A 25,673-nucleotide genomic window follows, 5' to 3' on the forward strand; every position below is an offset into this window, starting at 1 on the left:
TCAGGCCGCCTCTTCCTGCGGCTCGGCCGCGGGGCGGTCGGTCGTAGGCACGTCACAGGCGGGGCAGGCCGGCAAGTCGTCCATCTCGGGCCAGTTGGGGTAGCTCGCAAGGCGTTCGGTGAAGACCTGCACGTGGGCCTCCACCGCGTCGCGATTCACCCGGTGGGCGCCGTGCAGCACCAGCGGCGGCAGGAAGCGCATGCCGCACAGGGCCGCCGTCTGCTCGTAGGGCGGCAGGAAGGCGTCGAAGAAATAGCGGTTGTAGCCCTGCGGGTGGTACGACTCCTCGGGCCCGCCGGTGCTGGCGACCAGCCACAGGTCCTTGCCCTGCAACGCGGTGCCGCCCGGCCCGTAGGCCCAGCCATAGGCCAGCACTTCGTCGAGCCACAGCTTCATCAGCGCCGGCATCGAGTACCACTGCACCGGGTGCAGCAGCACGATCAGGTCGGCCGCCTTGGCCCGCGCCTGTTCGGCGGGGACGTCGATGTCGTAATCCGGATAGCGGCCGAAGAGGTCCTGCACCGTCACCCCGGGCACGCCGCGCGCGCGTTCGAACAGCTTGCGGTTCACCCGTGACTCGCGCCAGTTCGGGTGTGCCGCCAGTACGTAGATGCCCTCGGCGGGCCGCCCGGTTGCGAACTCATCCATGCCCGGTAACATAGCGCATGCGGCTCCTGCTGTGGGGCCTCTTGAACTCGAGGAGGTCCGTGCATGCCGGTCGTCGTCGTAGCCAACCCCAAGGGCGGAGTCGGGAAGTCGACAGTCGCCACCAACATCGCAGGCTATTTCGCCAGCCGCGGCCACCCCGTGATGCTGGGTGACGCGGACCGGCAGCAGTCTTCCCGCCTGTGGCTGCACCTGCGCCCGCCCGAGGCCCGGCCCATCGCCAGCTGGGAAGTCGACAAGGACGAGATCGCCCGGCCGCCCAAGGGCGTGACCCACGTCGTGCTGGATACCGCCGCAGGCCTGCACGGCAAGCTCTTCAAGGAAACGCTGAAGATCGCCGACAAGGTGGTGGTGCCGCTGTCGCCCAGCATCTTCGACATCTATGCCACCCGCGTCTTCCTGGACGAACTAGCGCAGCACGGCAAGGCGAGCAAGTTGCAGGTGGGGATCGTGGGCACGCGGGTCGACAGCCGCACCATCGCCGCCGACCACCTGCAGGAATTCGTGGGCGGCCTCGGCCTGCCGGTGCTGGGCTACCTGCGGCCGACGCAGAACTACGTGCACCTCGCCGCCCGCGGGCTCACGCTGTGGGACGTGGCGCCCGGCAAGGTCGAGCGCGACCTGGAGCAGTGGCAGGGCATCTGCCGCTGGCTGGACGCCTGAGGGACAACACCCGGCGGCGGGCCGCGCTAGATTGCGGCCATGCGTACATTCGAATCCCTCGCCGAACTCGTTCCCCTGGTGGGCCAGCAGGTCGCCACCAGCGACTGGATCGCCGTGACCCAGAAGCAGATCGACCTGTTTGCCGAGGCGACCGGCGACCACCAGTGGATCCACATCGACCAGGAACGGGCGGCGGCCGGGCCCTTCGGCGCGACCATTGCGCACGGCTTCCTCACGCTGTCGCTGCTGCCGAAATTCTTTGAAACGGCCATCGAGGTTCGCAACACACGGATGGGCGTGAACTATGGCCTGAACCGCGTGCGCTTCACCGCGCCGGTCCCCGCCGGCAGCCGCCTGCGTGCCCAGATGAAGTTGCTGGCCTGCGAGCCGGTGGCCAACGACGGCATGCAGCTGACCTGGCAAGTGACGGTGGAACGCGAAGGCAGCGACAAACCCGTGTGCGTCGCCGAGTCCTTGACGCGCCGCTACCCCTGACCGCCAAAAAAATGCCCGCGCAAGCGCGGGCGAGGAAAGGAGTCTGGGTTGCCTTGGCCTGCCTTGTCAGGGCTGGTTGATAACTACATGGTGGGGCCGCGTTGGCTTTCAAACACAGCCGGGCGTAATGAAATATTGCTTCGGCTACACAAAGCCTATTTGCCGCCAGGCTTCGAAGACCGTCACCGCCACGGCATTCGACAGGTTCAGGCTGCGCTGGCCGGACCGCATCGGCAGCCTCAGCCGCTGGGGGGGCGCGAAATGGGCCAGGCGTTCCTCGCCCAGGCCGCTGGTCTCGGAACCGAACACGAGCCAGTCGCCGGCCTGGAATGCGACGTCGTGCACCGCGCGCGTGCCGCGCGTGGTCAGGGCGAACATCCGCAGCGGATCGGGCGATGCATCGCGCAGGAAAGCTTCCCAATCCGGGTGCCGCCGCACGTCCGCGTACTCGTGGTAATCGAGGCCGGCGCGGCGCATGTGCTTGTCGTCCATCGAAAACCCCAGCGGCTCCACCAGGTGGAGCTTGCAGCCCGTATTGGCCGCCAGGCGGATCACGTTGCCGGTGTTGGGCGGGATTTCGGGGGTGACCAGGACGATGTGGAACATGGGACGAGATTGTGCGGGCTCACCCGGGCGGATCGGTGCGCGCCAGTACCACCGCACTGACCCGCGCGGCGCCCGCCTGCCGCACCGCCGCCGCCGCGGCGTGCAGTGACGCGCCACTGGTCATCACGTCGTCGACCAGCATGACCGCCTTGCCGCGCAATTCGCCCTGCCGCAGCGGCTCGATGCCGAAGGCGCCCTTCACGTTCGCCTGCCGCGCCGCCTTGTCGAGGGCGGACTGGCTGCCGGTGTTCCGCACCCGCAGCAGCAGCTTCGGCGTCGTCTTCGCCGGCGCAAGTTCGCGCGCCAGTTGCAGCGCCTGGTTGAATCCGCGTTCGGCCAGCCGAGGCGCGGCCAGCGGCATCGGCAGCACGACATCGGCCGCTGCGAGTTCCTGGTCGACCTGCGGAACGGCGCGCATCAGCGCCGCCAGGCTGGCCGCCCAGCCCGGTTCGCCCTGGAACTTGAAACGCGCCACCAGCCCGGACCAGGGATAGCCATAGCTCACGGCTGCATAGCAGGCATCGAGCGGAGGCGTCTCGCGCAGGCAGCCCCCGCAGACCGGGACGCCAGCCGGCACGGGCAGGGCGCAGCGGCGGCAGCGCGGCTGGGGCGCCGCGAAGCGCGCGATGCACGCCGGGCAGAGCGCGCTGGCCGGCCACGCACCGCAGATCGCACAGCGGCTCGGAGCCGCCGACGCGATTTTCTGCAGCAAGCCGGTGCGCATCGGGTCATTTAACGTTTGAAAATCGCTGGAGCGATTTTCAAACGTTGTTCAGCTAGTGTGAAGAGGCCCGGCAAAGCCGGATCCTCTTCACAAGGGAGACCGCGCTGCATGATATTCCGCGCGGTCCTTGAAACTGCACGATCGGTGTCGGTTTTCGGACCGCGCAGTGGCACGTGGACCGGACGGAGCATCGCGCAGGCCGGTCCCCTTTGTGAAGGGGATCCGGCTTTGCCGGGCCCCTTCACTCTGATCAGGTCACTTGAAAAATTCGCTTCAGCGAATTTTTCAAGTGAATCTCTATACTCGTCGGCCCCATGGCAAGTGAACGTCCGCCCACCATCGATCCCGCCGCCGCCGAGCGGTGGGAACGAGCCGCGCCCGCCGCCAGTCCCTGGCTGCACGAGGAGGTCGCGCGCCGGATGGAAGACCGCCTGCAGTGGATCAAGCGCGCGCCCACCGCCTGGGCCGACTGGGAGCCGGTGCGGGGCGGCCTGCAGGCGCATGCCGCCATTGCTGCGCGCTATCCGCAAGCCCGGGCCTACGTGGTCGAGCCGCGGCGGCAGGATGCGGCGCGCAGCGCGCTCGCGCGCCCCTGGTGGAAACGCTTGTCCGGCGGCGGCGCCGAGTTCGGCCCGGTGCCGGACGCCGGCGTGCAGATGCTCTGGTCCAACATGCAGCTGCACATGGCCGCCGACCCGCAGGCGCTGATCGCCCAATGGCACAAGGCGCTGGCAGTCGACGGTTTCCTGATGTTTTCCTGCCTGGGCCCGGACACGGTGCGCGAGCTGCGCGCGTTGTATTCCGCCCTCGGCTGGCCTCCGCCCGCCCACGAATTCACCGACATGCACGACTGGGGCGACATGCTGGTGGCCAGCGGGTTTGCCGAGCCGGTGATGGACATGGAACGCATCACCCTCAGCTTCTCCACGCCGCAGCGCCTGCTGGCCGAACTGCGCGAGCTGGGCGCCAACCTGCACCCGGGGCGCTTCCAGGCCTTGCGCGGCAAGCGCTGGCGCCAAGGCCTGGAGCAGGCCCTGGCCGAGCGCCTGCGCGGCCCGGACGGTCAGCTCGCGCTCACCTTCGAGATCATCTACGGGCACGCCTTCAAGCCGATGCCGCGCGCCCGCGTGAGCGAGCAGAGCGCCGTTTCGCTCCAGGACATGCGCGCCATGCTCGGATCCGGCAAGCGCCAGCCGGACTAGCCGGGCCCCCAAGGACGGGCCGGTAGGAGGGGGCCTACCCGCACCCGCTACAATGCGCGGTTGATTTTTCGTGTGTCACACGTGGCCAATCTCGTTTTTCGTTTTGCCACTGTCCAGGGCCAGGCCATCCACTGGTTCCTGAGGCGCAATTGCTCGGTGACGCCGGCCCAGCTGGGCTGGCTGTACGCCTCGCTTTGCGTCGTGTCGCTCGGAATAGGAACCTTTTTCTGGTTCCAGGGGGCGGTCCTGATTCTCCCCTTCGCCTGGCTCGAGCTGGCCGCGGTCGGCGTCGCCTTCGTGGCGTACGCACGGCACGCCGCCGACCGCGAGCACATCCTGCTGCAAGGCCGCAGGCTGGTGGTGGAGCTGGAACAGGGCGGCCGGCTGGAGCGGGCGGAGTTCAATCGCGACTGGGTCCGCGTGGAGCCGGGAGCGGACGACAGGTCGCTGATCGAAGTGTCCGGCCAGGGCCGGCGGGTGATCGTGGGGCGCTACCTGCGGCCGGAGCTGCGGCCGGCGCTGGCACGGGAGATCCGGCTGGCGCTGCGCGAGGCTTAGGCGGCTCGTGGGACGGTTTATTGAAGGCTTGAGGCTGAAAACGATGAAGAGTATTTCGAAGATCGCGGCTGCGCTGATGGCCGCCGGCGCATTCGCCGGCGCGGCCCAGGCGGTGCAGGACCTGCCGGGCGGCCCGGGCGTGCGCCAGCTGAACCTCCACGCACCCGTCACGCGCATCGCCGCGGAGCAGGCATGGCTGCACTGGTTCATGCTGATCACCTGCGTCGTGATCTTCATCGCCGTGTTCTCGGTGATGTTCTATTCGATCTGGAAGCACCGCAAGTCGGTGGGCCACAAGCCGGCCAACTTCCACGAGTCCGTCACTGTCGAAGTGATCTGGACCATCATCCCCTTCATCATCGTGATCCTGATGGCGCTGCCCGCCACCAAGGTGCTGGTCGCCGCCAAGGACACCAGCAACGCCGACATCACCATCAAGGCGACCGGCTACCAGTGGAAGTGGGGCTACGACTACCTGGCCGGCGAAGGCCAGGGCGTGAGCTTCCTGGCCACCCTGGACAGCACGCACCGCGAGATGTCGAACGACGGCGCCAAGGCCGCCGACATCCCCAACGACTACCTGCTGAAGGTCGACAACCCGCTGGTGGTGCCGGTCAACAAGAAGATCCGCATCATCACCACCGCCAACGACGTGATCCACGCCTGGGGCGTGCCCGCCTTCGGCGTGAAGCAGGACGCGATTCCCGGCTTCGTGCGCGACACCTGGTTCCGCAGCGAGAAGACCGGCGATTTCTACGGCCAGTGCTACGAGCTGTGCGGCAAGGAACACGCCTACATGCCGATCCACGTGAAGGTGGTGTCGGCCGCCGAATACACCGCCTGGGTGGGCGGCGAGCAGAAGAAGATGGCCGCCAAGCAGGACGACCCGGCCAAGGTCTGGACCCTGACCGACATCGTCGCCCGCGGCGAGAAGGTCTACGCCGCCAACTGCGCCGCCTGCCACCAGCCGAACGGCAAGGGCGCCGGCCCGATCAAGCCGCTGGACGGCTCGCCGATCGTGCAGGACGCCGACAAGACCAAGCAGATCCACATCGTGCTGCAAGGCAAGGGCGCCATGCCTGCCTGGAAGCAGCTGAGCGACACCGACCTGGCCGCCGTCATCAGCTACACCAAGAACAACTGGTCCAACAAGACGGGCCAGCTGGTGCAGCCGTCCGAAGTGCTGGCCGAGCGCGGCAAGTGATCCGGTCGAAGGAATAGAGGAAGAAATCAATGAGTGCAGTTCTCGACCCCCACGGCCACGCCGCTGGACACGACGATCACCATGACCACCATGCGCCCACCGGCTGGCGCCGCTGGGTCTATGCCACGAACCACAAGGACATCGGCACGCTGTACCTGCTGTTCGCCTTCACCATGTTCATGGTGGGCGGCGTGCTGGCCCTGCTGATCCGCGCCGAGCTGTTCCAGCCCGGCCTGCAGCTGGTGAACCCCGAGCTGTTCAACCAGTTCACCACGATGCACGGCCTGATCATGGTGTTTGGCGCCATCATGCCGGCCTTCGTGGGCTTCGCGAACTGGATGATCCCGCTGCAGATCGGCGCGCCCGACATGGCCTTCGCGCGGATGAACAACTTCAGCTTCTGGCTGATGATCCCCGCGGCGCTGATGCTGGTGATGTCCTTCTTCATGCCCGGCGGCGCCCCCGCCGCCGGCTGGACGCTGTACGCGCCGCTGACGCTGCAGATGGGCCCGTCGATGGACGCCGGCATCTTCGCGATGCACATCCTGGGCGCCTCCTCGATCATGGGCTCGATCAACATCATCGTGACCATCCTCAACATGCGCGCCCCCGGCATGTCGCTGATGAAGATGCCGATGTTCTGCTGGACCTGGCTGATCACCGCCTACCTGCTGATCGCCGTGATGCCCGTGCTGGCCGGCGCGATCACCATGACGCTGACCGACCGCCACTTCGGCACGGTGTTCTTCAACCCCGCCGGCGGCGGCGACCCGGTGATGTACCAGCACATCTTCTGGTTCTTCGGCCACCCCGAGGTCTACATCATGATCCTGCCGGCCTTCGGCATCGTGAGCCAGGTCGTGCCCGCCTTCGCCCGCAAGCGCCTGTTCGGCTACGCGTCGATGGTCTACGCCACCTCGTCGATCGCGATCCTGTCGTTCATCGTCTGGGCGCACCACATGTTCACCACCGGCATGCCGGTGACCGGCCAGCTGTTCTTCATGTACGCGACCATGCTGATCGCGGTGCCCACGGCCGTGAAGATCTTCAACTGGATCGCGACGATGTGGCAGGGCTCGATGACCTTCGAGGCGCCCATGCTGTTCTCGGTGGGCTTCATCTTCGTGTTCACCATGGGCGGCTTCACCGGCCTGATCCTGGCGATGGCCCCGATCGACCTGCAGCTGCAGGACACCTACTACGTGGTGGCGCACTTCCACTACGTGCTGGTGGCCGGCTCGCTGTTCGCCATGTTCGCCGGCACCTACTACTGGCTGCCCAAGTGGACGGGCGTGATGTACAACGAGACGCGCGGCAAGATCCACTTCTGGTGGTCGCTGATCTCCTTCAACGTCACCTTCTTCCCGATGCACTTCCTGGGCCTGGCGGGCATGCCGCGCCGCTACGCCGACTACCCGATGCAGTTCGCGGACTTCAACGCGGTCGCCTCGGTCGGCGGCTTCTTCTTCGGCTTCGCCCAGGTGTACTTCTTCCTCTTCGTCGTGCTGCCCTGCATGCGCGGCAAGGGGGCGGTCGCTCCCCAGCGTCCGTGGAACGACCCCGACGGCAAGGGCGCCGAAGGCCTGGAATGGGAAGTGCCGTCGCCGGCGCCCTTCCACACCTTCGAAGTGCCCCCGCGCCTGGACCCGACGGCCACCCGCGTGCTCGACGCGCGCGTGCAGCCCGAGAACCCGCAGGCCGTGCATTGAGCGACGCCGGCATGAACGACGAGGAACGCCGCAAAGCCAACGTGCGCCTGGGCCTGATCCTGGCGTCGGTGGCGCTGGTGTTCTTCCTCGGCTTCGTCGCCAAGATGGTGTTCCTGGGCCGCTGACACATGGCATTGCGCGGTGAAAACCTGAAGATGGTGCGCAAGCTGGCGGTGGTTGCCGCCGGCATGTTCGCCTTCGGGTACGCGCTGATCCCGCTGTACAAGCACATCTGCGAGCTCACCGGGATCAACATCCTGGCCGTGGGCGAAAAGCAGGTGCCGGGCGGTTCCACCGTCGCGGCCAACACCCAGGTCGACGAGAGCCGCACGATCACCGTGGAGTTCGATGCGAATTCCCAGGGTCCGTGGAAGTTCAAGCCGGCGCAGGCCTCGGTGCAGGTGCACCCGGGCCAGCTCGCCACCGTGATGTACGAGTTCCAGAACGTGCAGGACCGCACGATGGCCGCGCAGGCCATCCCCAGCTACGCGCCGCGCAATGCCGCGGCGCACTTCAACAAGCTGGAGTGCTTCTGCTTCAACCAGTACACGCTGGCGCCGGGTGAGAAGAAACAATGGCCGGTGGCTTTCGTCATCGACCCCAAGCTGCCCAAGGACGTGAAGACCATCACGCTGTCGTACACCTTCTTCGAGGTGGGCGGGAAGATGCCGGGGGCGCCGGGATGAGTTTGCTGAGGACCGTGAAGACCGTGCTCTGGTCGTTCATCGGGATCCGCAAGCGCAGTGGATACGAAGAGGACCTGGGCCGCGCCAATCCCTTCGCGATCATCGCCGTGGCCCTCGGGCTCGTCGCGCTGTTCGTGGTCGGCTTGATCGTGCTGGTGAACTGGGTCGTGAAGAATTGAATTGAAGAAATCGGATTGAGGATTCAGGAGTCAAGATGAGCACTAGCGCACCGGGGACCACGCCCCATTACTACGTGCCCGCGCCCTCGCGCCACCCGGCGTTCGCGGCATTCGGGCTGTTCTTCGTCATCTTCGGCGCCGCCAACTGGATCAACGGCCAGGACTGGGCCAAGTGGCTGCTGGCCTTCGGCATGCTGTGGCTGTTCGGCGTGCTGTTCCAGTGGTTCCGCGACTCCATCCACGAGAGCGAGACCGGCCAGTACGGCCGCAAGATCGACCTCTCGTTCCGCTGGAGCATGAGCTGGTTCATCTTCTCGGAAGTGATGTTCTTCGGCGCCTTCTTCACCGCGCTGTGGTGGATGCGCTCGCACTCGGTGCCGGCTCTCGGCAGCGTCGACAACGCGCTGCTGTGGCCCGACTTCAAGGCCGTGTGGCCGAGCGTCGCACCGGGCACCACCGCCTCGCCCGGCGGCATCATCGAGCCCTTCACGACGATGACGCCGTTCTGGCTGCCGACGATCAACACCGCGCTGCTGCTGACGTCCGGCGTCACGCTGACCATCGCCCACCACCTGCTGCGCGAGAACAAGCGCGGCGCCACCATCCTGTGGATGTGGATCACCGTGCTGCTGGGCGCGACCTTCGTCGGTGTGCAGGGCTACGAGTACTTCCATGCGTACCACGAACTGAACCTGAAGCTCACCTCGGGCGCCTACGGTTCCACCTTCTTCATGCTGACCGGCTTCCACGGCTTCCACGTGCTCGTCGGCATGCTGATGCTGTTCTTCATCACGCTGCGCCTGATGAAGGGCCACTTCACCGCGGACAAGCACTTCGGCTTCGAAGGCGCGGCCTGGTACTGGCACTTCGTGGACGTGGTGTGGCTGGGGCTGTACACGCTCGTGTACTGGATGTAAGCCACGGGCCACCCCCAAGCAGAAGGGCCGCTCACGCGGCCCTTTTTTGCTTCACTTCAAAGGAATTCCCGTCGGCTGGATGTATCCCAGCTTCCAGGCGATCAGGATGCAGACGAACAACAGGATGGAAAAGCCGACCCGGAAGGCCAGCGCGCGTGCCATGTTGCTCGTCTTGGGCTTGCCGTCCTGGCCGTCCTTCATCATGAAGTACAGCGCTGAGGCCAGGCTGCCCAGGATGGCGGCGAACGCCAGGGCGACGAGGTATTTCATGCCCTCGATTATCGGTGGCGGGCCCGAGCGATGCTGAAGCGCGCGCTGATCGCCTTGGCCGCCGCCGTGGGCATCGCCGCGGCCATCGCGCTGGGCTTCTGGCAGTGGGGGCGCGGGGCGCAGAAGACGGCCTTGCACGAGGCGATGGAACGCCAGGAAAGCCTGCCGGCGCTGGGCGCCGAGGCGCTGGCCGACGCGCAGGCCGTGCACCGCACCGTCGTCCTGCGCGGCACCTGGATCCCCGAGCGCACCATCTGGCTCGACAACCGGCAGATGAACGCCTTGCCGGGGTTCTACGTGGTCACGCCGCTCAAGCTCGAAGGCGGCAACACCGTCGTCCTGGTGCAGCGCGGCTGGGCGCCGCGCAATTTCACGCGACGCGAGGCACTGCCGCCCGTCGCGACGCCGGCCGGCCCGGTGGAAGTGAAAGGCCGCTTGGCCCCGCCTCCCGCCAAGCTTTATGCCCTGGGCGGGGAAGAGACCGGCCCTATCCGGCAAAATCTCGACCTGGGCCGCTTCCGCGCGGAAACCGGCCTGCCGCTGGCGCCGCTCTCGGTGCAGCAGACCGGCGCCGCCTCCGAAGGCCTCTTGCGGCAGTGGCCGCAGGCCGGCAGCGGCGCCGAAAAGAATTACGGCTATGCCTTCCAGTGGTGGGCCATCGCCGCGTTGATCGCGATCCTCTATGCCTGGTTCCAATACATCCTCCCCCGCCGCCGCCAAGCCCGGGGCCTTTGACCAGCCGCTCGGGCTGACGGTGCACTCCATGCCGCTGCCGCATGAAGCGGGGGTGGCCGACGCCGAACGCACGAAGCGCGGGCGCTGGAAGATGCTGGCCGTCATGCTGGTGTGCGCGGCGCCGGTCATCGCCTCCTACTTCACCTACTACGTGATCCGCCCCGAGGGCCGGCGCGCCTACGGCGAGCTGATCGAGCCGCAGCGTCCGCTGCCTTCCATCAACGCCACCACGCTCGACGGCAGGAAGGTGCCGCTGCCCTCCCTGCAAGGGCAGTGGCTGCTGGTGAGCGTGGCGGGCGGCGGCTGCGACAAGGTTTGCGAACAGCACCTGTACCTGCAGCGGCAGCTGCGCGAGAGCCTGGGCCGCGACAAGGATCGCGTCGACTGGGTCTGGATCGTCCCCGACAACGCGCCCGTGCGCGAGGACCTGAAGATAGCGGTGGCGGCCGCGACGGTGCTGCGCGTGGACGCGGCGCAGCTCGATCAATGGCTGCAGCCCGCGCAAGGCCATGCGCTGGCGGACCATCTCTACGTCGTCGACCCGATGGGGCACTGGATGATGCGCTTCCCCGCGGCGGTCGACGGCTCGCATGCGGCCAGCGTGCGGCGCGACCTGGAGCGCCTGATGCGCGGCTCGGCCGGCTGGGACAAGGCGGGCCGCTGAGCATGGACTCCGCTTCGCTCTACAACATGGCGCCGGTCTTCGAGATCGTGGTGCTGGGCGCCGCCATCGCCGCCGTGCCGCTCGGGTGGACCTGGCTGCGCAAGCGGCACGCCGGGCCGGCGCAATGGCTCGCCGCGGTCACCTTGCTCACGCTGTACCTCACTTTCGACCTGGTGCTGGTCGGCGCCTTCACGCGCCTGACGGATTCGGGACTCGGCTGCCCCGACTGGCCCGGCTGCTACGGCAACAGCAGCCCGGTGGGCGCCGTGGCGCAGATCAGCGCGGAACAGGCGCGCATGCCGACCGGGCCGGTCACGCACAGCAAGGCCTGGATCGAGATGGTCCATCGCTACCTCGCAACCGGCACCGGCGCGCTGGTGGCCGCCCTCGCCGGCGCGACCTGGCTGCTGCGCAAGCGCGGGCTGCCGGTGAGCCCGCTCTGGCCGACCCTCACCCTGCTCGGCTTCTGCCTGCAGGGCGCGTTCGGCGCGCTCACGGTGACGATGAAGCTCTTTCCCGCGATCGTGACGATGCACCTGCTGGGCGCGCTCGTGCTGCTCGCGCTGCTGGCGATCCAGGCCGTGACCTACCGGCAGGCCGAGCGCGGCACCGGCCCGGCCACGATCGCGGCGCCCCTGCGCAACTGGCTCATCGCCGCCTATGCGCTGCTCTGGCTGCAGGTCGCGCTGGGTGGCTGGGTCAGCACCAACTATGCGGTGCTGGCCTGCAGCAGCTTTCCCACCTGCCAGGGTTCGTGGTGGCCGGCGATGGACTTCGCGCAGGGCTTCGAGTTCTGGCGCGCGCTGGGCAAGACCGGCGGCGGCGAGCACGTCACCTTCGCTGCGCTGACGGCCATCCACTACGTGCATCGCCTGATGGCCTATGCGGTGTTCCTCGTGCTCGGCTTCCTCGCCTGGGAACTGCGGCATACGGCCCTGCGCAAGGTGGCCGGGTGGATCGCTTTCCTGCTGGCGTGGCAGTTCCTTTCGGGGCTGTCGAACGTCGTGCTCGGCTGGCCGCTCGTTGGCGCGGTGGCGCACACCGGCGGCGGGGCGGCACTCGTCGTCGCCTTGACCTGGGCCCTGCGCGAAAGCCGCGCCAACGGCGTCGCACTGCACGCTGCGCGCGCGCGGGAGGTCTCGGCATGACGACCCACTGGCAACAGTTCTACGCGCTGACCAAGCCGCGCGTGGTGCAGCTGATCGTCTTCTGCGCCCTGATCGGCATGGTGCTTGCCGTGCCGGGCCTTCCCGGCTGGCAGGACGTGCGCCTGGCGCTGATCGCGTGCGCCGGCATCTGGCTGGTGGCCGGCGCCGCCGCCGCCTTCAACTGCCTGGTGGAAAAGGGCATCGACGCCAAGATGCGCCGCACCGCCTGGCGCCCCACGGCCAAGGGCGAATTGAACGACTGGCAGACGCTGACCTTTGCCGGCGTGCTGTGCGCGATCGGCTGCTGGGTGCTCTACGCGTGGGTGAACCCGCTGACCATGTGGCTCACGCTGGCCACCTTCGTCGGCTATGCGGTGATCTACACCGTGATCCTCAAGCCGCTGACGCCGCAGAACATCGTGATCGGCGGCGCGTCGGGCGCGATGCCGCCGGTGCTGGGCTGGGCTGCGATGACGGGCGACGTCGGGCCCGAGGCGCTGATCCTGTTCCTGATCATCTTCCTGTGGACGCCGCCGCACTTCTGGGCGCTCGCGCTGTATCGCGTGGAGGACTACCGCAAGTCCGGCCTGCCCATGCTGCCCGTGACGCACGGCAACGAGTTCACGCGCCTGCAGATCCTGCTCTACACGCTGGTGCTGTTCGCGGCCTGCCTGATGCCGTTCGCCTACGGCATGAGCTCCTGGCTCTATCTCGCGGTGGCCTGCGTGCTGAGCGCCGGCTTCACCTGGTATGGCTTTCGCCTGTGGCGCGAGTACTCCGACGCGCTCGCGCGCAAGACCTTCCGGTTTTCCCTGATCCACCTGAGCGCGCTGTTCGCGGCGCTGCTGGTCGACCACTACCTCTTCTTCTGAGAGCGCCATGCAAAGACGCACCGCCCTGTTGTCCCTCGCCGCACTCACTGTCGCGGGCTGCATGGAAAGCAAGCCGCAGTTCAAGGCGGTGGACATCACCGGCGCCGACTATGCGAAGGACTTCCCGCTGCCGGACATCGACGGCAAGCTGCGCAGCATCAAGGACTTCGCCGGCAAGGTAGTCGTGCTGTTCTTCGGCTACACGCAGTGCCCCGACGTCTGCCCCACGACGCTGGCGGAGATCGCCCAGGCGAAGAAGCTGCTCGGCGCCGATGCCGGCAAGGTCCAAGGCGTGTTCATCACGGTCGACCCCGAGCGCGACACGCCGGAAGTGCTCAAGGCCTACATGGGCAACTTCGATCCCGGCTTCGTCGCGCTGCGCGGCACGCCCGACCAGACTGCGCTGGTGGCCAAGGACTTCAAGATCTACTACAAGAAGGTCGAAGGCAAGACCCCGGGCAGCTACACGATGGACCACTCCGCCGCGAGCTACGTCTACGACCCGCAAGGCCGCCTGCGCCTCTACGCCCGCTATGGCAGCGGCCCGCAGGCGCTGGCCGACGACATCCGCCTGCTGCTCAAGTAGTTGCGTGCGCGAGCAGCCTAGAAGTTCAGCGGCTTGATCAGCTTGCGCGCATCGGCCGCGAACTGGTCGAGCGCGTCCAGCACCCACTGCAGCGTCGCGACGCCATCGAGCTCGCCGTGCGGCAGCAGGGCGGCCGTGACGTGGAACTTGAGCGTCAGCGCCGCCGGCAGGGCCTCGGTCTGGCGCAGGCCGCTCGCCACCACCTGCTGGGCCCGCGAAGTGACGGTGGGTCCGTCGAGCGGCCCCTCCATCAGCAGCGCGAATTCGTTCTCGCCCACCCGCGCCACCATCTCGATGTCGGTGATGCAGCGGCGCAATTGCGAAGCCGCGACCACCAGCGCCTTCTCCACCGCGTCGCGCCCGAACTCCTCGGCGATCGCCTGCAGGTTGGCGATGCGCACGCCCATCAGCGCCAGCGGCTGCTTGCTGTTGCGGGCGCGGGCCAGCGCCGTCTCCAGCCGCTCGAGGAAGGTCCCGCGGTGGGGCAGGCCCGTCAGCGCGTCGGTGTGCGACAGCGCCGCCGCGCGCAGCTGGCTCTCGCGCCGGCGGGCGCTGCGCCGCTGCAGCGCGTAGTACAGGATGGGCATCTGCAGCGCGGTGCCGAAGAACACGGCGAAGCGCGTCATCACGCTCACCGGAATCAGGTTGAAGCCGCGGGCCAGCGGGAACAGCGCGAGCACCACGACCGGCAGGAAGCCGTAGGCGATCCAGCGCAGGTCGGGGTCGCGCCCGTCCACCCAGCCCCAGACCACCATCGCCACCACCGCCGCCAGCGAGAGGCCGCTCAAGGCCAGCACCAGCACCATGGTGTTGCGCGCCTGCAGGATCGCGTCGGCCGCGACGCCGAGCAGCACCGCTGCCACCAGCCCGATGACCGCCGCGTCCAGCGCGTGCGACAGCCGCGCCGGCTCGGTCACCATGCGAATGAACCACAAGGCCGCCGCCACCGGCAGGCCAGGCCAGGCCAGCACCGCGAGGTCGTTCCAGTACGGCCAGTCGGGCCAGACATGCTCGGCCCCCAGCCCGGCGCGCGCCAGCTGGCTGCAGCCGACCAGCGTGATGTACGCGGCGAAAGCCAGGAAGGCGCGATCGCGGTAGACCAGGCCGCTCACCACGGAGGCGATCGCCAGCAGCGCCGCGAGCCCGAAGTACGCACCGAGCAGGAACTGCTCGCGATCGCGCTTGGCCAGCAGCGTGCGCTCGCGGTACACGGTCAGGGGCGCGGCGAAGTCCAGGCGCGAATGCTCCACGCGCATCCAGTAGCGCACCGGGCGGCCCATGCCTTGCGCCAGCGCGAAGGTGGGATAGCGGCCCGGCACCGGCCAGGAGGAGATCGGCTGGTCGTCGCCCGACTTCTGCGTCACCCAGGCGCCGGCGGCATTACGGTAATACAGCTCGACACGGTCGATGCCCGCGCCGCCCACTTCCACGAACCACTGGTCCGGCTCGCCGACCATCACTTCGAACTCGATCCAGAGCGCGCGCCCCTCGATGCGGTCGGCCTGCTCCATCTTGCGCCGCTTCCACGGCAGCGATGCGGCGCTGGCTTCGACTTCGTCGATGCGGCGCACGCCGGTCTCGTCGATCCAGGAACGGGAATAAGGGTGCAAGGGCACGGGATCGGCACCGCGCGCCAGCAGGGTCGGAAACTGGGCCGACTCCGTTTCGGGCGCGTCGGCACCGCCGGCAGCCAAGGCCATGCACCACAAGAAGGCGGCGACGAGCGCGCGCAGGATTCCCCTCCGCATGGCCCGGGATTGTTGCAGCACCAGCCTGGCTCCCGAGGCCAAATGCGTGAAAAAAGCACAGCGCAGGGCGAGCGGGCAAAAAAAAAGCCCGGACAAGCCGGGCTTCGTCGCGAATCAGCGTCAGGCGTAGGCCGCCAGCGCCTTCTTCATCTTCTTCATCGCCGCCGCCTCGATCTGGCGGATGCGCTCGGCCGACACGCCGTATTCGGCCGCCAGCTCGTGCAGCGTCATGCCGCCGGAGCCGTCGTCGTTGACCTTCAGCCAGCGCTCTTCGACGATGCGGCGGCTGCGCGGGTCCAGCGTTTCCATCGCCGCGGCGATGCCGGCGCTGGCTAGCGAGTCGCGCTCGCGGCTTTCCAGCTCCTGGGTCGGCTCGTGCGAGGAGTCGGCCAGGTAGGCGATGGGGCCGAAGGCTTCCTCGCCGTCGTCGGCCGGGCCCGGGTCCAGCATGACGTCGCCGCCGGACATGCGGGTTTCCATCTCGACGACTTCTTCGCGCTTCACGTTCAGCTCGCGCGCCATCACTTCGATCTGGGCGTCGGTCAGCGTCTCCCGGTGGGTCTGCGCGTCCTCGTCGTCCTTGAAGCCCTGCTTCATCGAGCGCAGGTTGAAGAACAGCTTGCGCTGCGCCTTGGTCGTCGCGACCTTGACCATGCGCCAGTTCTTCAGGATGTACTCGTGGATCTCCGCCTTGATCCAGTGCAGCGCGTAGCTGACCAGGCGCACGCCCTGGTTGGGGTCGAAGCGCTTCACCGCCTTCATCAGGCCGATGTTGCCCTCCTGGATCAGGTCACCGTGCGGCAGGCCGTAGCCCAGGTACTTGCGCGACACGGACACGACCAGGCGCAGGTGCGACAGCACCAGCTTCCCGGCCGCTTCGAGGTCGTTTCCGTCCTTGAACTTGCGGGCGAATTCCTGTTCTTCCTCGGGCGTCAGCATCGGCAGGCGATTGACCGCCGAAATGTAGGCGTCCAGGTTGCCCAGCGAAGGAACGACCGCCCACGGATTGGCTACAGCCAACGCGGTGGTGCCAGCGGTTCCATGAGGTGAGGACATGCCGAAACTCCTTCTGCTCGTTAAATATTAGCACTCTGTTAGACAGAGTGCTAAGCCTTGGGTTCCGTAGTCAGAATAGCCGAATGAGGGTAATCCCGGGTTACCCCAGAATTAGCCGAGCAGAAAACGAATGCTTTTTAATTCGTTTACCAGCGAATGCCGAGCTTCAGGAAGAGCTTGCTGAAAACGAAGATGGGGCCGACCCAGAGGTACTGCAAGTCCTCGAAGAACGAGGGCTTCTTGCCCTCGATCCGGTGGCCGATGAACTGGGCGATCCAGGCGGCCACGAAGATGCCGATGCAGATCGGCAGCACCTTGTCGCCCATCGCCAGGACCAGGGCCAGCACCAGCGCCGAGGCCAGCGCCATGGTGACCAGGAACACCATGGACAGCCGCGCGTAATAGACCATGCTCGCGGCCAGGAAGGCATAGGCCACCCAGGGATGCAGGGCGTAAAGCAGGCCCACCAGGCTCAGCATGATCAGGGGGATCGCCACGAAGTGGATGCGCTCGTTGCGGGGATTGCGGTGGCTTTCCCCGTAGTGCGCGAGCAGCTGGTCGACCTTGCGCGGGCTGGCGGCAGCGTCGGTGGATTCGAGCGTCGTGGACATGCGGCCCTCCGGGAAGACGGACGACAATGATGCCATTGCAGGAAAGGCGCCCCATGACCGGCAGTCAAGACCGCGACATCCTCGTCGTCACCACCACGGTGGCGACCCTGGCGCAGGGCCAGGCGCTTGCCCGGTCGCTCGTCGAGGCCCGCCTCGCCGCCTGCGTGCAGGTCGATGCGGTGCAGTCGGTCTACCGCTGGGGCGAGAAGCTGTGCGACGAGGCGGAGGTGCGGCTCACGGCCAAGACGCTTACCTCGAAGTCCGACGCCTTGCAGGCGTTCTTCCAGGAGCACCATCCTTACGACGTGCCGGAGTTCTTGGCGATGACGCTGCAGGCCAGCGCGGCCTACGCCGGTTGGGTGCGCAACGAGGTGTCGTGACCGGCGGGGTCGCATCGGTGACCCCTGCCTGAGGAGGGTCGACCTGTCCTGCGGCAGTCGAAAACGCATTGCGGACTGCCTTCGCGGGCGCTAAATTCGTCTGCCAGACCTTCACCGCGCCAGCCCATGGAGACTCCTTTCCTGCTGGACCTCTACCGCCTCGCACGGGAATGCACCAGCGAGCGGTTCCCATCGGAAGCACTTGCGCTTCTGCGGCGGCAGCTGCCGTTCGATTCCGGTCGCTGGTTGCGCTCCACGTACATCGCGCCGCGCAGCATCCAGGTGAACGAGGCCGTCCTGTTCAACGACTCCCCCGAAATGCTGGCGGCACACGAGCTGGTCATCGAACAGAATGCGCCCAACTGGCGGGCCGTCTGCTCGCCGGCCCTCGGGCCTTTCGCTTATGCGTACAACTCGGCAGCCATGTTCAACACGCCGGCCACCGGAGAAATTCGCGAATACCAGCGGCGTTACGCGCACGAGAACACTCTCAATGCCATCGTGAAGCGCAGGCTTCCGGACTGCACGCGCTACCGCATGATTGCGCTCCACCGAGCACGTACGGACGACCGGTTCACCGCGCGCGAGGTGTCGCGCATGAGCCTGCTGCTCCCCCACTTCGTGGAGGCGCTCGCCGTCAACACGATCATCAGCAACGCGGCTTGCGCGAGTAACCATCCCTTCAGCGTGGGAGTGGCCGACCAAGACCGTTCGGTGCTGTTTGCCGAAGACCGGCTGCGGGAAATGCTGCGGATGGAGTGGCCCGAAGCCGACATGGCAAAGGTTCCCCTGCCGCTGTGGGAGGCAGTCGCACGGACCAGCGTTTACGCCGGCCGGACGCTTGTAGCCCAGTCAGGAGTGGCGCACGGCATGGTGTTCCTGCGGGTCCGACGGCGTTGTGGCGCGGACGGCTTGAGTCCTCGCGAACTGGAGGCAGCTCGCCTGGACGGCGCCGGCTTCACCTACAAGGAAATCGCGCGGCGCATGGGAATCGCCCCCGTCACCGCGCGCAACGTCCTGCAGCGCGTGCACGAGAAGCTTGCCGCGAGGAATCGCGGGGAAGTGAACCAGGCGCTCTCCCTCCTGGGTCGAGTGTTCTGATGCATCTGCATCCTTCCACCGGCGCGCCGGCGCCGGTCCAATCGAGGCGTTCCATGGAGGCAACATGAAGCGCATCCTGAACCTGGTCGCAACCGTGCTTCTGGCAACTGCATCGGTCCACGCGCCCGCTGCCGACCCCGCAGTGGTGACACTTCTCGTCCCCTATGCGCCCGGCGGGCCTTCCGACGTCGGCGCACGCCGGATCGCCCCCGAATTGGAGCGGGAGCTGGGGCTGAACGTGGTCGTGCAAAACATCGCGGGTGCCACAGGCGCAATCGCCCTGCAGAAGCTACTCGAGGCGCCGCCGGATGGTCGTACGCTGGTCTACGGATCGCAAAACGAACTGATCCTGGTGCCGGCGACGAATTCCGCTGTGCGCTACCGGCCCGACGAGTTCGCTCCCGTAGCCCTCGTGGTCCGGACGCCGCTGGCGCTTGTGACCCACTCCGGCGCACCCTACCTCACGGCGGAAGAACTCGTCACCTTCCTGCGGGCCGATCCGCGCCGCCACGTGAACTACGGGAGCCCGGGAGTGGGGTCCATCCAGCATCTCGCGGCCGCGGCACTCGCGAGCAGCGCCCGCAGGCTTCAGTGGACGCACGTACCCTACAAGGGCGTGGGCCCGATGCTCGCTGACCTCCTGGGGCAGCACATCGACGTCTCCGTTGTCACGCTCACGGGCGGAACCTTGGACCACCTGAAATCGGGGAAGCTGCGGAGCCTGGGCGTGCTCTCGCCGGCGCGCAGTCCCTTGGCGGAAGACCTGGCCACCATCAACGAACAAAGCATGTTCCGGCAAATCGACTACTCGTCCTGGGGCGGCCTGTTCGTCAGCGCCCGGACGCCGGACGGGATCCAGGAAAAGTTGAATCACGCAATGCAACGCGTGATGGCCGATACCTACTTGCGTGCGCGGATCTTTGCCAACGGTGGGGAGCCCGCCGCTCCCATGACCTTGGCGCAATTGCGCACCAGGTATGCGGTCGAAACGGCCAACTACCAGCGGATAGCGGCCGAACGCCAGATCCGCGTCGACTAGTTTCGGCCCCTGCAGCGACCGGCTCGACGCACGAGTCCTCGCCTCATCCTTTTGGCCCTTTACGGGAGCCGTTCAGCGTTGCGCCCAACGCGCGAAGGAGTTGTCATGTCCCCGATCCGACACAGCATGCTCAATCTACTTTCCGGGCTCGTCCTCGTGGCCGCCGTCGGCGGTTGTGGTGGTGGCGAGGAATTACCCGCGCCCACAAGCGATACGGGGAAGTCCACGCCGGAAGCGAATCCCGCGCCTCCGACCTTGGGCGTTGCGGATGCCTATGCTGGCACTTGGCGGGCCTGTTTTCCCATGACGCAGGATGGCGGCTCGAGCGCCGAGCAATTCGTCTTCGAGAGGACGGGCGCCGGCACGGCAACGTTCCGCTTCAACGTGATGCATTTCGCCGCTCCCGGCTGCCAGGGCAGCGGCAGCGTCACGCAAACCGATGCGGCTTCCGTGAGCTTCGTGGGCGTCAAGACAGTATCCGGCGAGACCGTCCACAAGGCGATCTTCTCCCGTCCCGGCGGCAGCCACAAGGAAATCCTCGTGATCCGCGCTGACGGCAAGCTGTACGTCGGCAGCGACCCGCAGGAGGCCGGGTACCGGACGGACGTGGAAGGCTTCCCCGATACTCTTTCCTCCGTGGGTTATGAGAGGCAGTGAGCGCGGGCCGCGGAAGCTAGGCCCTATGCCAGCAAAGCGAGAGCGAACTCCCGCGCGTCGAAGGTCTCGAGGTCCTCGAGCTTCTCCCCCACGCCGATGAAATAGACCGGCACCGGCTTCTCCTGGGCGATCGCCGCCAGCACGCCGCCTTTCGCGGTGCCATCGAGCTTGGTCACCACCAGCCCCGTGAGCTGCAGTACGTTGTCGAAGGACTTCACCTGCGCCAGCGCGTTCTGCCCGGTGTTGCCGTCGATCACCAGGATCACCTCGTGCGGCGCGCTCGCGTCGGCCTTGCCCACCACCCGCTTGATCTTGCGCAGCTCCTCCATCAGGTGCAGCTGCGTCGGCAGGCGGCCGGCGGTGTCGACGATGACCACGTCCTTCTTGCGCGCCTTGCCGGCGCTCACCGCGTCGAAGCTCACCGCCGCCGGGTCGCCGCCTTCCTGGCTGACGATCTCGACCTTGTTGCGGTCGGCCCAGACGGTGAGCTGTTCGCGCGCCGCGGCGCGGAAGGTATCGGCCGCCGCCAGCAGCACGGTCTGGCCTTCCTCGGCCAGGTGCCTGGTGAGCTTGCCGATCGAGGTGGTCTTGCCTGCGCCGTTGACGCCGGCCACCATGATCACGGTCGGCTGGTGTTCGCCGATCACCAGCGGCTTCTGCAGCGGCCGCAGCAACTGCGTGAGCGCGTCCACCAGGATGTTCTTGGCCTGCACCGGCCGGGTCGCACCGCTGGACGCCACCTTGCGCTTCACCTCGTTCAGCAGGAATTCGGTCGCGGCCACGCCGGTGTCCGCCAGCAGCAGCGCCGTCTCCAGCTCCTCGTAGAGCGCGTCGTCGATCGTCGCGCCGGTGAAGACCTGGGAGATGCTGGAGCCCGTCTTGCGCAGCCCGCTGGAGAGGCGCTCCATCCAGCTCTGGCGTTCGGCCGGAACTTCGACGGCGACCGGGATCTCCATCGGAGCGACCAGCGCGCTGCCGATGAGGCCGCCGGATGCGGGCGCCGGCGCAGTGACCGCCGCGGGCGCGGGCACGGCTGCCGTTGCGTCGGCAGGCGGGGCCGCCGGGGCGGGCGGGGGCTTTTTCTTGAAGAAACTGAACATCGAAACCCGATCTTGAATCACACTGATTCTATGAAACGCCATCTGCGCTCAATTTTTCTTCCACTCATCTCATCCTTGGCCTTTCTGGCCGCATCTCCGGCCCAGTCCCAGTTCTCGGGCCCGCCCCCCAAGCAGGAAAAGCCGATCCAGTACCAGTTGCCCAACGGCTTCACCGTGATCATCAAGCCCGACCGGCGCGCGCCGACCGCGGTGCACATGGTCTACGTGCGCGCCGGCGCCATGGACGAAGTGGACGGCAGCACGGGCCTGGCCCACATGCTGGAACACATGCTCTTCAAGGGCACCAAGGACGTGCCGCCGGGCGAATTCTCGCGCCGCGTCGCCGCCCTGGGCGGCCGCGAAAACGCCTTCACCACCCGCGACAACACCGGCTACTACCAGCAGATCCCGGCGTCGCGGCTGGAGGACGTGATCAAGCTGGAGTCCGACCGCTTCGCCCACAACCAGTGGCCCGACGACGAATTCAAGCGAGAGCTGGAGGTGGTGAAGGAGGAGCGCCGCATGCGCACCGAGGACAACCCGCGCGCGCAGCTCTACGAGCAGCTGAGCGCCGTCACCTACCAGGCCTCGCCCTACCGGCGCCCCGTCGTCGGCTGGATGAGCGACCTGGATTCGATGACCGCCAACGATGCGCGCGAGTTCTACCGGCACTGGTACGTGCCGGCCAACGCCGCCGTCATCATCGCCGGCGACGTCGACGTGCCCAAGGTGCGGCAGCTGGTCGACAAGTACTACGGCAGCATCCCGGCGCGCCCGGTGCCGCCGCGCAAGCCGCGCGAGGAGCCGGAGCAGACCGGCATCCGCCGCATGGAGTTCAAGGCGCCGGCCGACCAGGCCTACCTGGTGATGGCCTTCAAGGTGCCGCAGCTGACGTCCTTCGAGAAGACCCCGGACAACGACGACGCACTGGCGCTCACCGTGCTGGCCGCGGTGCTCGATGGCTACGAAGGCGCGCGCCTGGACCGCGCCCTGACCCAGGGCGCCGACCGCGTGGCCGACAGCGTGGGCGCGGACAACGGCCTGTGGGGCCGCGGCCCGCAGCTCTTCACGCTGAGCGGCGTGCCGGCCAAGGGCAAGACCACCGAGCAGGTCGAGGCCGGCCTGCGCGCGCAGGTGAAGAAAGTGGCGGAAGAAGGCGTGACCGAGGCCGAACTCAATCGGGTCAAGGTGCGCTGGATCGCCGGCGAGATCTACAAGCTCGACTCGCTGATGAACCAGGCGCGCGAGTTGGGCAGCGCCTGGATCATGGGCCTGCCGGTGGACGCCGACGAGCGCCTGCTGGAACGCCTGCGCACCGTCACCGCCGACCAGGTCAAGGCCGTTGCCGCCAAGTACTTCGGCGACGACCAGCTCACCGTGGGCGTGCTGCGTCCGCTGCCGCTGGACCCGAATCGCAAGCCGCGCACTCCTGCCGTCCAACTGCGCCACTGACATGAACCAGAACAACATGAAAACCATCCTGCGCTGGGCCGCGCCCGCCTTCCTCGCCGCCTCGTGCGCCCTGCCGGCCGCCGCGGCCCTGCCGATCCAGAAGTGGCAGCAGGCCAGCGGCGCGCAGGTGTACCTGATCGAAAGTCCCAGCCTGCCGATCGTCGACGTGCAGGTGGACGTGGATGCCGGCGAGCGGCGCGACCCGGCTGACAAGGCCGGCCTGCACAGCGTGACGGCTTCGATGACGTCCAAGGGCATCTCGGCCCGCGACGGCCAGCCGGCGCTGGACGAGAACCAGCTGGCCGAAGCCTGGGCCGACCTGGGTGCCGGCTTCGGCGGCAGCGCGAGCGCCGACCGAATGAGCTTCACGCTGCGTTCGCTGACCTACCCGGACCTGCTGGCGAAAGCCGTGGCACTGGGGGCGCGCCAGCTGGGAGAGCCGTCCTTCCCGGACAACGTCTGGCAGCGCGATCGCCAGCGCATGGCGGCCGCGATCCGCGAAGCCGACACGCGTCCCGGCACCGTGGCCGGCAAGGCCTTCCAGAAGGCGGTGTACGGCAGCCATCCTTATGGCTACGACACGACCGAGGAGTCGCTGGGGCGCATCACCACGCAGGACATGCGCGAGGTCTACAAGCTGGTGCAGCCTTGCCGCGCCAAGGTGAGCATCGTCGGCGCCGTCAACCGCGCGCAGGCCGACCAGATCGTCACGACGCTGCTCTCGCGCCTGCCGGCGGGCACGTGCGCGCCGCTGCCGCCGGTGCCGGAAGTGCCGGCCCTGACCGCGGCCGCCGAAAGGGCGATCCCCTTCGCCGCCGCGCAGGCGCAGGTGCTGATCGGCCAGCCGGGCTACAAGCGCTCCGACCCGGACTACTTCCCGCTCACCGTGGGCAACTACACCCTGGGCGGCGGCGGCTTCGTCTCGCGCCTGACCACCGAGGTGCGCGAAAAGCGCGGCCTGAGCTACAGCGTCTACAGCTACTTCAACCCCGGCATGCATGCCGGCGCCTTCACGCTCGGACTGCAGACGCGGCCCGACCAGGCGGCGCAGGCGGTGGAAGTGTCGCGCGACGTGCTCAAGCGCTTCGTGGCCGAAGGCCCGACCGAGGCCGAACTGAAGGCCGCCAAGGACTTCATGATCGGCGGCTTCGCGCTGCGCATCGACAGCAACAGCAAGCTGCTGGACAACCTGGCCAACATCGCCTGGAACGACCTGCCGCTGGATTACCTGGATACCTGGACCAGGCAGGTGGAGAAGGTGACGGCCGCCGATATCCGGGCCGCCTTCGCCCGCAAGCTGCAGCCGGACCGCATGGTGACGGTCGTAGTGGGCGCTCCCGTCGCGCCGGCCCGACAGTAAAACCCCTCCCGATGGGGGGTCCCCTGTCAATCTTGACAGGGGTGGGCGTGCAGACTGCCGCCGGGCACTCAACAATGCCACTGCGCTGTCACGCACACAAGAATCCGGAACGGATCAGAGGGAGTGAGTCGGGGGCACGGGCTGGACCCGTGTCCCCTTTTTTTTGCCTTTAAGCTCGCCGCATGCCCCAGATTCGCATCATCGGCGGCCAGTGGAAGCGCACGAAGCTGGAAGTTGCCGACCGTCCCGGCTTGCGGCCGACGCCCGATCGGGTCCGCGAGACCCTTTTCAACTGGCTGGGCCAGGACCTGGCGGGCTGGCGCTGCGTCGACGCCTTTGCCGGAACCGGCGCCCTCGGACTCGAAGCCGCCTCGCGCGGCGCGGCCGACGTGCTGCTGGTGGAAGCCGAGGCTTCGCTCGTCGACCAGATCCGCGCCGTCACCCAGCGACTGGCCGCCACGAACGTGCGCGTGCAGCGAGGCAACGGCGTGAGCGTGCTGGCGGCCTTGCCGGCCGGCAGCGTCGACCTCGTCTTCCTCGATCCGCCATTCGACGCCCAGTTGTTCGACAAGGCCCTGGCCGCCGCCGTGCCGGCGCTGGCGCCCGAGGGCTACATCTACCTGGAGGCTCCCACGCGCTGGGACGAGGCGGCGCTCGCGAAACACCGCCTGGAGCTCACCCGCCACCTGAAAGCGGGCGCCGTCCACGGCCACCTGTTGCGCCGCGCTGCATAATGCAGCGCAACAATGCGCCGGCAGGCCATTGAGGAGACACCACCATGGCCACCGACGTCATCGCCGTCTATCCCGGCACCTTCGATCCCATGACCCTGGGCCACGAGGATGTGGTGAGGCGCGCCTGCCAGCTGTTCGACCGCATCATCGTGGCGGTGGCGGCGGGGCACCACAAGAAGGCGCTGTTCACGCTGCAGGAACGCATGGACATGGCGCGCGAGGCGCTGGCCGGCAATCCCCAGGTGACGGTGGAAGGCTTTTCCGGGCTGGTGCGCGACTTCGTGGTGGCGCGCGGCGGCAAGGCCATGGTGCGCGGCGTGCGCGCGGTCACCGACTTCGACTACGAATTCCAGCTGGCCGGCATGAACCGCCACCTGATGCCGGACGTGGAGACCGTCTTCCTGACGCCCAGCGACAAGTACCAGTTCATCAGCAGCACCTTCGTGCGCGAGATCGCGGTGCTGGGCGGCGAGGTGCACCAGTTCACGTCGGCGACGGTGCAGCAGCGCCTGATCGAGAAGGTGCGCAGCCTCGGGCGGGAGTAGCTCCCG

The 25,673-nt window shown here is 67.5% G+C and carries 31 protein-coding genes; 23 read left to right on the forward strand and 8 right to left on the reverse strand.

Features of this window, described 5'->3' with window-relative positions; all coding sequences use genetic code 11:
• Positions 1 to 648: a glutathione-regulated potassium-efflux system oxidoreductase KefF gene (gene kefF / locus LZ009_RS02980; RefSeq protein WP_275696384.1), complete on the reverse strand. Its 648-nt coding sequence runs from the start codon at positions 646 to 648 to the stop codon at positions 1 to 3.
• A 63-nt stretch (positions 649 to 711) separates the two neighbouring features.
• Between kefF and LZ009_RS02985 the strand changes: the two genes are divergently transcribed.
• Together LZ009_RS02985 and LZ009_RS02990 are read left to right on the forward strand one after the other, a co-directional pair.
• Entirely contained in the window at positions 712 to 1,329 is a 618-nt protein-coding gene (locus LZ009_RS02985) for a ParA family protein (RefSeq protein ID WP_275696385.1), read from the forward strand.
• A 39-nt stretch (positions 1,330 to 1,368) separates the two neighbouring features.
• Entirely contained in the window at positions 1,369 to 1,824 is a 456-nt protein-coding gene (locus LZ009_RS02990; RefSeq protein WP_275696386.1) for a MaoC family dehydratase, read from the forward strand.
• Positions 1,825 to 1,968: 144 nt separating this feature from the next.
• Here the strand turns inward: LZ009_RS02990 and LZ009_RS02995 are convergent, their stop codons facing one another.
• Together LZ009_RS02995 and LZ009_RS03000 are read right to left on the reverse strand one after the other, a co-directional pair.
• A complete protein-coding gene (locus LZ009_RS02995) occupies positions 1,969 to 2,430 on the reverse strand; it encodes a tRNA (cytidine(34)-2'-O)-methyltransferase (protein ID WP_275696387.1) in 462 nt (153 codons plus the stop codon).
• Positions 2,431 to 2,449: 19 nt separating this feature from the next.
• Positions 2,450 to 3,154 carry a ComF family protein gene (locus tag LZ009_RS03000; RefSeq protein ID WP_275696388.1) on the reverse strand — a complete coding sequence of 235 codons (705 nt, stop codon included), beginning with the start codon at positions 3,152 to 3,154 and terminating at the stop codon, positions 2,450 to 2,452.
• A gap of 314 nt (positions 3,155 to 3,468) precedes the next feature.
• Between LZ009_RS03000 and LZ009_RS03005 the strand changes: the two genes are divergently transcribed.
• From LZ009_RS03005 to LZ009_RS03040, 8 genes are all read left to right on the forward strand, one after another.
• Positions 3,469 to 4,356, forward strand: a complete 888-nt coding sequence (locus LZ009_RS03005; protein WP_275696389.1) for a malonyl-ACP O-methyltransferase BioC — start codon at positions 3,469 to 3,471, stop codon at positions 4,354 to 4,356.
• A gap of 81 nt (positions 4,357 to 4,437) precedes the next feature.
• Positions 4,438 to 4,914 carry a DUF2244 domain-containing protein gene (locus LZ009_RS03010; protein ID WP_275696390.1) on the forward strand — a complete coding sequence of 159 codons (477 nt, stop codon included), beginning with the start codon at positions 4,438 to 4,440 and terminating at the stop codon, positions 4,912 to 4,914.
• Positions 4,915 to 4,957: 43 nt separating this feature from the next.
• Positions 4,958 to 6,118: a cytochrome c oxidase subunit II gene (gene coxB, locus LZ009_RS03015; RefSeq protein ID WP_275696391.1), complete on the forward strand. Its 1,161-nt coding sequence runs from the start codon at positions 4,958 to 4,960 to the stop codon at positions 6,116 to 6,118.
• 29 nt (positions 6,119 to 6,147) lie between these two features.
• Positions 6,148 to 7,827, forward strand: a complete 1,680-nt coding sequence (gene ctaD / locus LZ009_RS03020) for a cytochrome c oxidase subunit I (protein ID WP_275696392.1) — start codon at positions 6,148 to 6,150, stop codon at positions 7,825 to 7,827.
• 11 nt (positions 7,828 to 7,838) lie between these two features.
• On the forward strand, positions 7,839 to 7,952 hold the full coding sequence (locus LZ009_RS03025) for a cytochrome oxidase small assembly protein (protein WP_275696393.1): 114 nt from the start codon (positions 7,839 to 7,841) through the stop codon (positions 7,950 to 7,952).
• Positions 7,953 to 7,955: 3 nt separating this feature from the next.
• On the forward strand, positions 7,956 to 8,513 hold the full coding sequence (locus LZ009_RS03030) for a cytochrome c oxidase assembly protein (RefSeq protein WP_275696394.1): 558 nt from the start codon (positions 7,956 to 7,958) through the stop codon (positions 8,511 to 8,513).
• Complete coding sequence (locus tag LZ009_RS03035) at positions 8,510 to 8,692, forward strand: DUF2970 domain-containing protein (protein ID WP_275696395.1); 183 nt, start codon at positions 8,510 to 8,512, stop codon at positions 8,690 to 8,692. Before LZ009_RS03030 ends, LZ009_RS03035 begins: the two co-directional genes overlap by 4 nt.
• Before the next feature lie 35 nt (positions 8,693 to 8,727).
• Positions 8,728 to 9,609, forward strand: coding sequence for a cytochrome c oxidase subunit 3 (locus LZ009_RS03040; protein ID WP_275696396.1), 882 nt, complete (start codon positions 8,728 to 8,730; stop codon positions 9,607 to 9,609).
• 51 nt (positions 9,610 to 9,660) lie between these two features.
• On the opposite strand, the gene LZ009_RS03045 is transcribed toward LZ009_RS03040, so the two are convergent.
• Positions 9,661 to 9,879: a twin transmembrane helix small protein gene (locus LZ009_RS03045; protein ID WP_275696397.1), complete on the reverse strand. Its 219-nt coding sequence runs from the start codon at positions 9,877 to 9,879 to the stop codon at positions 9,661 to 9,663.
• Between the two features lie 30 nt (positions 9,880 to 9,909).
• On the opposite strand from LZ009_RS03045, the gene LZ009_RS03050 reads away from it, so the two are divergent.
• From LZ009_RS03050 to LZ009_RS03070, 5 genes are read left to right on the forward strand one after another with little or no spacing between them, the layout of a single operon-like run.
• The gene (locus LZ009_RS03050) at positions 9,910 to 10,614 is read left to right on the forward strand and encodes an SURF1 family protein (RefSeq protein ID WP_275696398.1); all 705 of its coding nucleotides are present in this window, start codon (positions 9,910 to 9,912) and stop codon (positions 10,612 to 10,614) included.
• A complete protein-coding gene (locus tag LZ009_RS03055) occupies positions 10,562 to 11,278 on the forward strand; it encodes an SCO family protein (RefSeq protein ID WP_275696399.1) in 717 nt (238 codons plus the stop codon). Before LZ009_RS03050 ends, LZ009_RS03055 begins: the two co-directional genes overlap by 53 nt.
• A gap of 2 nt (positions 11,279 to 11,280) precedes the next feature.
• Entirely contained in the window at positions 11,281 to 12,426 is a 1,146-nt protein-coding gene (locus tag LZ009_RS03060) for a COX15/CtaA family protein (RefSeq protein WP_275696400.1), read from the forward strand.
• Positions 12,423 to 13,298, forward strand: coding sequence for a heme o synthase (cyoE, locus tag LZ009_RS03065; RefSeq protein WP_275696401.1), 876 nt, complete (start codon positions 12,423 to 12,425; stop codon positions 13,296 to 13,298). Before LZ009_RS03060 ends, cyoE begins: the two co-directional genes overlap by 4 nt.
• Before the next feature lie 7 nt (positions 13,299 to 13,305).
• On the forward strand, positions 13,306 to 13,884 hold the full coding sequence (locus LZ009_RS03070) for an SCO family protein (RefSeq protein ID WP_275696402.1): 579 nt from the start codon (positions 13,306 to 13,308) through the stop codon (positions 13,882 to 13,884).
• Positions 13,885 to 13,901: 17 nt separating this feature from the next.
• Here the strand turns inward: LZ009_RS03070 and LZ009_RS03075 are convergent, their stop codons facing one another.
• The 3 genes from LZ009_RS03075 to LZ009_RS03085 all read right to left on the reverse strand — a co-directional run bounded on the left by LZ009_RS03075 (position 13,902) and on the right by LZ009_RS03085 (position 17,299).
• Positions 13,902 to 15,632, reverse strand: coding sequence for a sensor domain-containing diguanylate cyclase (locus LZ009_RS03075; protein ID WP_275696403.1), 1,731 nt, complete (start codon positions 15,630 to 15,632; stop codon positions 13,902 to 13,904).
• A gap of 120 nt (positions 15,633 to 15,752) precedes the next feature.
• Complete coding sequence (gene rpoH / locus LZ009_RS03080) at positions 15,753 to 16,688, reverse strand: RNA polymerase sigma factor RpoH (protein WP_275696404.1); 936 nt, start codon at positions 16,686 to 16,688, stop codon at positions 15,753 to 15,755.
• A 146-nt stretch (positions 16,689 to 16,834) separates the two neighbouring features.
• Complete coding sequence (locus LZ009_RS03085) at positions 16,835 to 17,299, reverse strand: Mpo1 family 2-hydroxy fatty acid dioxygenase (protein WP_275696405.1); 465 nt, start codon at positions 17,297 to 17,299, stop codon at positions 16,835 to 16,837.
• A 53-nt stretch (positions 17,300 to 17,352) separates the two neighbouring features.
• Between LZ009_RS03085 and cutA the strand changes: the two genes are divergently transcribed.
• The 4 genes from cutA (at position 17,353) to LZ009_RS03105 (ending at position 20,476) form a co-directional block, all read left to right on the forward strand.
• Positions 17,353 to 17,679 carry a divalent-cation tolerance protein CutA gene (cutA, locus tag LZ009_RS03090; protein ID WP_275696406.1) on the forward strand — a complete coding sequence of 109 codons (327 nt, stop codon included), beginning with the start codon at positions 17,353 to 17,355 and terminating at the stop codon, positions 17,677 to 17,679.
• A 126-nt stretch (positions 17,680 to 17,805) separates the two neighbouring features.
• Positions 17,806 to 18,780 carry a helix-turn-helix transcriptional regulator gene (locus LZ009_RS03095; protein ID WP_275696407.1) on the forward strand — a complete coding sequence of 325 codons (975 nt, stop codon included), beginning with the start codon at positions 17,806 to 17,808 and terminating at the stop codon, positions 18,778 to 18,780.
• Between the two features lie 64 nt (positions 18,781 to 18,844).
• Complete coding sequence (locus tag LZ009_RS03100; RefSeq protein ID WP_275696408.1) at positions 18,845 to 19,819, forward strand: tripartite tricarboxylate transporter substrate binding protein; 975 nt, start codon at positions 18,845 to 18,847, stop codon at positions 19,817 to 19,819.
• A 105-nt stretch (positions 19,820 to 19,924) separates the two neighbouring features.
• Complete coding sequence (locus tag LZ009_RS03105) at positions 19,925 to 20,476, forward strand: hypothetical protein (RefSeq protein WP_275696409.1); 552 nt, start codon at positions 19,925 to 19,927, stop codon at positions 20,474 to 20,476.
• 23 nt (positions 20,477 to 20,499) lie between these two features.
• On the opposite strand, the gene ftsY is transcribed toward LZ009_RS03105, so the two are convergent.
• Complete coding sequence (ftsY, locus tag LZ009_RS03110) at positions 20,500 to 21,576, reverse strand: signal recognition particle-docking protein FtsY (RefSeq protein WP_275696410.1); 1,077 nt, start codon at positions 21,574 to 21,576, stop codon at positions 20,500 to 20,502.
• A 30-nt stretch (positions 21,577 to 21,606) separates the two neighbouring features.
• Between ftsY and LZ009_RS03115 the strand changes: the two genes are divergently transcribed.
• The 4 genes from LZ009_RS03115 (at position 21,607) to coaD (ending at position 25,667) form a co-directional block, all read left to right on the forward strand.
• On the forward strand, positions 21,607 to 23,028 hold the full coding sequence (locus LZ009_RS03115; protein WP_275696411.1) for a M16 family metallopeptidase: 1,422 nt from the start codon (positions 21,607 to 21,609) through the stop codon (positions 23,026 to 23,028).
• A gap of 16 nt (positions 23,029 to 23,044) precedes the next feature.
• Positions 23,045 to 24,388: a M16 family metallopeptidase gene (locus tag LZ009_RS03120; RefSeq protein WP_275696412.1), complete on the forward strand. Its 1,344-nt coding sequence runs from the start codon at positions 23,045 to 23,047 to the stop codon at positions 24,386 to 24,388.
• A 182-nt stretch (positions 24,389 to 24,570) separates the two neighbouring features.
• Positions 24,571 to 25,122, forward strand: a complete 552-nt coding sequence (rsmD, locus tag LZ009_RS03125; protein ID WP_275696413.1) for a 16S rRNA (guanine(966)-N(2))-methyltransferase RsmD — start codon at positions 24,571 to 24,573, stop codon at positions 25,120 to 25,122.
• Between the two features lie 44 nt (positions 25,123 to 25,166).
• Positions 25,167 to 25,667, forward strand: a complete 501-nt coding sequence (gene coaD, locus LZ009_RS03130; RefSeq protein ID WP_275696414.1) for a pantetheine-phosphate adenylyltransferase — start codon at positions 25,167 to 25,169, stop codon at positions 25,665 to 25,667.
• The last annotated feature ends 6 nt before the right edge of the window (positions 25,668 to 25,673 follow it).

The organism is Ramlibacter paludis (assembly GCF_022012305.1).
Classification (GTDB): Bacteria; Pseudomonadota; Gammaproteobacteria; order Burkholderiales; family Burkholderiaceae_C; genus Ramlibacter; species Ramlibacter paludis.